Here is a 6,117-nt window from a genome sequence, read left to right as displayed (position 1 = left end):
CGGATTCGCGGCAAGCCCGCGCCGGGACCGCCCCGGGCCCATGCTGGGCCGGCCCGGCCGGCAATCGGGCGCGATCGCGGCGCGTGCCGCCGCCCCCCGCCGTGCCGGTTCGACCCGCGTCGCGGGAGCGGCGCATTCGTCACCGTTTGTTTAGCGATCCGGCGAAACAGGGCCGAACCGGGCCGAACAGCGCCGCTTCCGGTGCTTCATCGCGCCGCGCCCGCCGCGGCGGGCCGCCAAGCACGCCGGAAATCGCCGCGCAAGCCTGGGCCGGCGCTTGATCCGGCCGGCTTGTTCCGGGCGTGAAAGCTCAAGTAAGATCGGCCGCACGCCGGCGCCAGCCGGCACGAGACCTGGAGATATCACAATGAAATCAGATCGTCTGTTGCGCGCCGCGATGGCGGGCGTCGCAGCGGCAGCGCTGGGCATCACGAGTGCCGCGCACGCGCAGATCCCGAACAAGACGCTTGTCTACTGCTCGGAAGGCAGCCCGGCCGGCTTCGATTCGGCCCAATACACGACGGGTGTCGATTTCTCGGCAGCGACCTTCACCATCTACAACCGCCTGGTCGAGTTCGTGCGCGGCGGCACCAAGGTCGAACCGGGCCTCGCGGAATCGTGGGACATCTCGCCGGACGGCAAGACCTACACCTTCCACCTGCGCCATGGCGTGAAGTTCCAGACCACCGATTTCTTCAAGCCGACGCGCGAATTCAACGCCGACGACGTGCTGTTCACCTTCGAGCGCATGCTCGACACCAACCAGCCGTTCCGCAAGGCCTACCCGGTGAGCTTCCCGTACTTCACCGACATGGGCCTGGACAAGCTGATCACCAAGGTCGAGAAGGTCGATCCGTACACGGTGCGCTTCACGCTGTCCGAGCCGAACGCGCCGTTCATCCAGAACATGGCGATGGAATTCGCCTCGATCCTGTCGGCCGAGTACGCCGACCAGCTGCTCAAGGCCGGCAAGGCGCCCGACATCAACCAGAAGCCGATCGGCACCGGTCCCTTCGTGTTCCGCAGCTATACCAAGGACGCCACGATCCGCTTCGACGGCAACCCGGATTACTGGCGCAAGGGTGACGTGAAGGTCTCGAAGCTGATCTTCTCGATCACGCCGGACGCCGGCGTGCGCGTGCAGAAGATCAAGCGCAACGAGTGCCAGGTGATGAGCTATCCGCGCCCGGCCGACATCGCCACCCTGAAGGCCGACGCGAACCTCGACACGCCCTCGCAGCCGGGCTTCAACCTCGGCTACCTGGCCTACAACGTGCAGCACAAGCCGCTCGACAACCTGGCGGTGCGCCAGGCGCTCGACATGGCGATCAACAAGAAGGCGATCATCGAGTCGGTCTACCAGGGCGCTGGCCAGGCCGCCGACGCGCCGATGCCGCCGACCCAGTGGTCGTTCGACAAGAGCCTGAAGATGCCGGCCTACGACACCGCCAAGGCCAAGGCGCTGCTGGCCAAGGCCGGTTTCCCGAACGGCTTCGAGATCACCCTGTGGGCGATGCCGGTGCAGCGCCCCTACAACCCGAACGCGAAGCTGATGGCCGAGATGATCCAGGCCGACTGGGCCAAGATCGGCGTGAAGGCGAAGATCGTCAGCTACGAATGGGGCGAGTACATCAAGCGTGCCCACTCGGGCGAGCAGGACGCCATGCTGATCGGCTGGACCGGCGACAACGGCGATCCGGACAACTGGCTCGGCACCCTGCTCGGCTGCACCGCGATGAGCGGCAACAACTTCTCGCGCTGGTGCGACAAGTCCTTCGAGGCGCTGATCCAGAAGGGCCGCGTGACCACCGGCCAGGAGGCGCGCACCAAGATCTACACGCAGGCGCAGCAGATCTTCGCGCAGCAGGTGCCGTATTCGCCGATCGCGAACTCGACGGTCTACCAGCCGACCACCAAGAACGTGGTCGACCAGCGCATCGAGCCGCTCGGCTACATCCGCTTCGACGGCGTCGGCGTGAAGTAAGCAGCGCCCGGCATCGCGACGTTGGACCGACTGCACGATAATTGACCCGGCGACGGGGGGCCTGCCCCCCGTCGCCGGTCGCATTTCATCCCCACGATTTTCCGAGACCCGCCATGTTGCGATTTGTGTTGCGCCGCATCGGCATGGTGATCCCGACCTTCATCGGCATCACCATCCTTGCGTTCGCGCTGATCCACCTGATACCGGGCGATCCCATCGAAGTGATGATGGGCGAGCGCGGTGTCGACCCGGCGATGCACGCCGAGGCGATGCACCGGCTCGGCCTCGACCAGCCCCTGCCGGCCCAGTACCTCCACTATCTCGGCCGGGCGCTGCATGGCGACCTGGGCCTGTCGATCATCACCAATACCAGCGTGATGGGCGAGTTCATGGCGCGCTTTCCCGCCACCGTCGAGCTGTCGATCTGCGCGCTGCTGTTCGCGCTGCTGGTCGGCCTGCCCGCCGGCGTGTTCGCCGCGCTGCGGCGCGGCACGGTGGTCGACCACGGCGTGATGGGCACCGCCCTGACCGGCTATTCGATGCCGATCTTCTGGTGGGGCCTGATCCTCATCATGGTGTTCTCCTCGACCCTGGGCTGGACGCCCGTGTCGGGACGCATCGCGGTCGAATACGACATCCCGCACGTGACCGGCTTCATGCTGATCGACGCGCTGCTCGCGCCCGACGAGGGCTCGTTCCGCTCGGCGGTGAGCCACCTGATCCTGCCCTCGATCGTGCTGGGCACCATCCCGCTGGCGGTGATCGCGCGCATGACGCGCTCCTCGATGCTCGAGGTGCTGCGCGAGGACTACATCCGCACCGCGCGCGCCAAGGGCCTGTCGCCGGCGCGCGTGGTGGTGGTGCATGCGCTGCGCAACGCGCTGATCCCGGTGGTCACCGTGATCGGGCTGCAGATCGGCACCCTGCTGGCCGGCGCGGTGCTCACCGAGACGCTGTTCTCGTGGCCGGGCGTGGGCAAGTGGCTGATCGACGCGATCAGCCGCCGCGACTACCCGGTGGTGCAGGGCGGCATCCTGCTGATCGCCACCCTGGTGATCATCGTCAATCTCGTCGTCGATCTGCTCTACGGCGTGCTCAACCCCCGCATCCGCCATACGAGGTGATTCGATGAGCGAACTCCCCGACGCGCTGCCGTCGGTCGCCGCCGGCGGCCGCCTGCTCGCGCTGCAAGAATTCTGGCATCACTTCGCCCGCAATCGCGGCGCGGTGGGCGCCGGCCTGATCGTGCTGCTGCTGGTGCTGGTGGCGATCTTCGCGCCGCTGATCGCGCCGCACAGCCCGATCGAGCAATACCGCGACTTCGTCAAGATCCCGCCCGCCTGGCTCGACGGCGGCAACTGGCGCTTCGTGCTCGGCACCGACGAGGCCGGCCGCGACATCCTCTCGCGCCTGATGTACGGCGCGCGCCTGTCGTTCTGGATCGGCCTGGTGTCGGTGGTGCTGGCGCTGATCCCCGGCGTGGTGCTGGGCCTGGTGGCGGCGTTCTTCCAGCGCTGGGCCGACACGCCCGTGATGCGCGTGATGGACGTGCTGCTGGCGCTGCCCTCGCTGCTGCTGGCGGTGGCGGTGGTGGCCATCATCGGCCCGGGCCTGACCAACACCATGTTCGCGATCGCGATCGTGGCGCTGCCCGGCTACGTGCGCCTTACGCGCGCCTCGGCGCTCGGCGAGCTGCAGAAGGAATACGTCACGGCCTCGCGCGTGGCCGGCGCCGGCACGCTGCGCCTGATGTTCTCGCAGGTGCTGCCGAACTGCACCGCGCCGCTGATCGTGCAGGCCACCCTGGGCTTCTCCTCGGCGATCCTCGACGCGGCCGCGCTCGGCTTCCTGGGCCTCGGCGTGCAGCCGCCCGCGGCCGAGTGGGGCGCGATGCTGGCCTCGGCGCGCGACTACATCGACAACGCCTGGTGGATCGTGACCATGCCGGGCCTGGCGATCCTGATCTCGGTGCTGGCCATCAACCTGCTCGGCGATGGCCTGCGCGACGCGCTCGACCCGAAACTGAAACGGATGGCCTGAACATGAACGATCTATTGACCATCCGCAATCTGGCCGTCAACTTCAACGGCCTGCCCGCGGTGGACCGCATCAACCTGTCGGTCGCGCCCGGCGAGGTGGTGGGCGTGGTGGGCGAATCGGGCTCGGGCAAGAGCGTGACCATGATGGCCCTGATGGGCCTGGTCGACGCGCCCGGCATCGTCACCGCCGACGAGGTCAGCTTCGACGGCATCGACCTGCTCAAGGCCAGCCCGCGCCAGCGCCGGCGCATCATCGGCAAGGACATCGCGATGGTGTTCCAGGACGCGCTGTCGAGCCTGAACCCGAGCTACACGGTCGGCTACCAGATCCGCGAAGTGCTGAAGCTGCACGAGGGACTGCGCGGCGATGCGTTGAAGAAGCGCGCGCTCGAGCTGCTCGACCAGGTCGGCATCCCCGACGCGAAGAACCGCATCGACACCTTCCCGCACCAGATGTCGGGCGGCATGAACCAGCGCGTGATGATCGCCATGGCGGTGGCCTGCAATCCCAAGCTGCTGATCGCCGACGAGCCGACCACCGCGCTCGACGTGACCATCCAGGCCCAGATCATGGACCTGCTGGTGTCGCTGCAGAAGGAGCGCGGCATGGCCCTGGTGCTGATCTCGCACGACCTGGCGGTGGTCTCCGAGGTGGCCCAGCGGGTGGCCGTGATGTACGCCGGCGAGGTCATCGAGACCAACCGCGTGCCCGACATCTTCGCCGCGCCGCATCACCCGTATACTGAGGCGCTGCTCGCGGCGATCCCCGAGCACAACGCCGGCGCCGAACGGCTGGCCGCGCTGCCCGGCATGGTGCCGGGGCGCGACGACCGCCCCTCGGGCTGCCTGTTCGCGCCGCGCTGCAAGTACGTGGTCGAGGCCTGCCACGCGGCGCGCCCGGCGCTGGCCGAGCTGGTGCCCGGCGACGCCGCGATGCGCGCGCGCTGTATCAAGCCCCTGAATCTCCAAGCGATCGATCCGTCGGGAGGCGCACGATGAATGCAGTCCACGCTGAACCGCGCGCCGTCGGCCGCGATGACGCGGTGCTCGTCGCCGACGGGCTCGCGAAACACTATTCGGTGCGCCGCGGCATGTTCGGCCAGGCCACCGTCAAGGCTCTCAACGGCGTGTCCTTCACGCTCGCGCGCGGCCGCACGCTGGCGGTGGTGGGCGAGTCGGGCTGCGGCAAGTCCACCCTGGCGCGCCAGCTCACCATGATCGAGACGCCCACCGCCGGCCATCTGCGCATCGACGGCGAGGACGTGGCGGGCGCCAGCGGCGAGACCATCGCCGCGCTGCGCCGGCGCGTGCAGATGGTGTTCCAGAACCCGTTCGCCTCGCTCAACCCGCGCAAGACCGTCGAGCAGACGCTGGGCGAGCCGCTCGCGATCAACACGAAACTGGGGGCGGGCGAGCGCGCCGGGCGCATCGCGCAGATCATGCGCACCGTCGGCCTGCGGCCCGAGCACGCCAAGCGCTATCCGCACATGTTCTCGGGCGGCCAGCGCCAGCGCGTGGCGATCGCGCGGGCGATGATCCTCGATCCGCAGATCGTGGTGGCCGACGAACCCGTCTCGGCGCTCGACGTCTCGATCCAGGCGCAGATCCTGAACCTGTTCATGGACCTGCAGCAGCAGTTCGGCACCAGCTACGTGTTCATCTCGCACAACCTGTCGGTGGTCGAGCACGTGGCCGACGACGTGATGGTGATGTACTTCGGCGCGGTGGCCGAGCTCGGCGACAAGGCCACGCTGTACGCGCGGCCGCGCCATCCCTACACGCGCGCGCTGATGTCGGCCACGCCGGCGATCTTCGAGTCGGACCGGCGCATCCAGATCAAGCTGGAGGGCGAGCTGCCCTCGCCGCTCAAGCCGCCCTCGGGCTGCGCGTTCCACCAGCGCTGCCCGTACGCGGTCGAGCGGTGCCGCGCCGAGGTGCCCGCGCTGCGGGAGGTCGATGGACGGCAGGTGGCCTGCCATCGTGCCGAGGAGGTCGGTGACGGGGATGCCTGAAGCCAGGGCAGCGGCGGCGCGCGGCGCGGGGCAGGTCGCGCGCCGTTCGCAGGCGGGTGGCGCGCGCGGCGCGCGGATGCGG

General features: G+C 68.6%; 5 protein-coding genes. All 5 read left to right on the top strand.

What is annotated here, in order from left to right; translation table 11 throughout:
- The first annotated feature begins 367 nt into the window (after positions 1 to 367).
- The 5 genes from F3J10_RS33915 (at position 368) to F3J10_RS33895 (ending at position 6,035) form a co-directional block, all read left to right on the top strand.
- The gene (locus F3J10_RS33915) at positions 368 to 1,984 is read left to right on the top strand and encodes an ABC transporter substrate-binding protein (RefSeq protein ID WP_025101340.1); all 1,617 of its coding nucleotides are present in this window, start codon (positions 368 to 370) and stop codon (positions 1,982 to 1,984) included.
- A 113-nt stretch (positions 1,985 to 2,097) separates the two neighbouring features.
- Complete coding sequence (locus F3J10_RS33910; protein WP_013699668.1) at positions 2,098 to 3,108, top strand: ABC transporter permease subunit; 1,011 nt, start codon at positions 2,098 to 2,100, stop codon at positions 3,106 to 3,108.
- A gap of 4 nt (positions 3,109 to 3,112) precedes the next feature.
- On the top strand, positions 3,113 to 4,024 hold the full coding sequence (locus F3J10_RS33905) for an ABC transporter permease subunit (RefSeq protein WP_025101342.1): 912 nt from the start codon (positions 3,113 to 3,115) through the stop codon (positions 4,022 to 4,024).
- 2 nt (positions 4,025 to 4,026) lie between these two features.
- Positions 4,027 to 5,022: an ABC transporter ATP-binding protein gene (locus tag F3J10_RS33900; protein ID WP_025101343.1), complete on the top strand. Its 996-nt coding sequence runs from the start codon at positions 4,027 to 4,029 to the stop codon at positions 5,020 to 5,022.
- Positions 5,019 to 6,035 (top strand): peptide ABC transporter ATP-binding protein, encoded by a 1,017-nt coding sequence (locus tag F3J10_RS33895; protein ID WP_166916471.1) that lies wholly within the window; start codon positions 5,019 to 5,021, stop codon positions 6,033 to 6,035. The genes F3J10_RS33900 and F3J10_RS33895 overlap by 4 nt, the downstream gene beginning before the upstream one ends.
- The last annotated feature ends 82 nt before the right edge of the window (positions 6,036 to 6,117 follow it).

Source organism: Burkholderia sp. Cy-637 (assembly GCF_011753175.1).
In the GTDB taxonomy this organism is placed as follows: domain Bacteria; phylum Pseudomonadota; class Gammaproteobacteria; order Burkholderiales; family Burkholderiaceae; genus Burkholderia; species Burkholderia gladioli.
The sequence above is the reverse complement of the archived record's forward strand: the minus strand, read 5'-3'. Positions and strand labels throughout refer to the sequence as shown.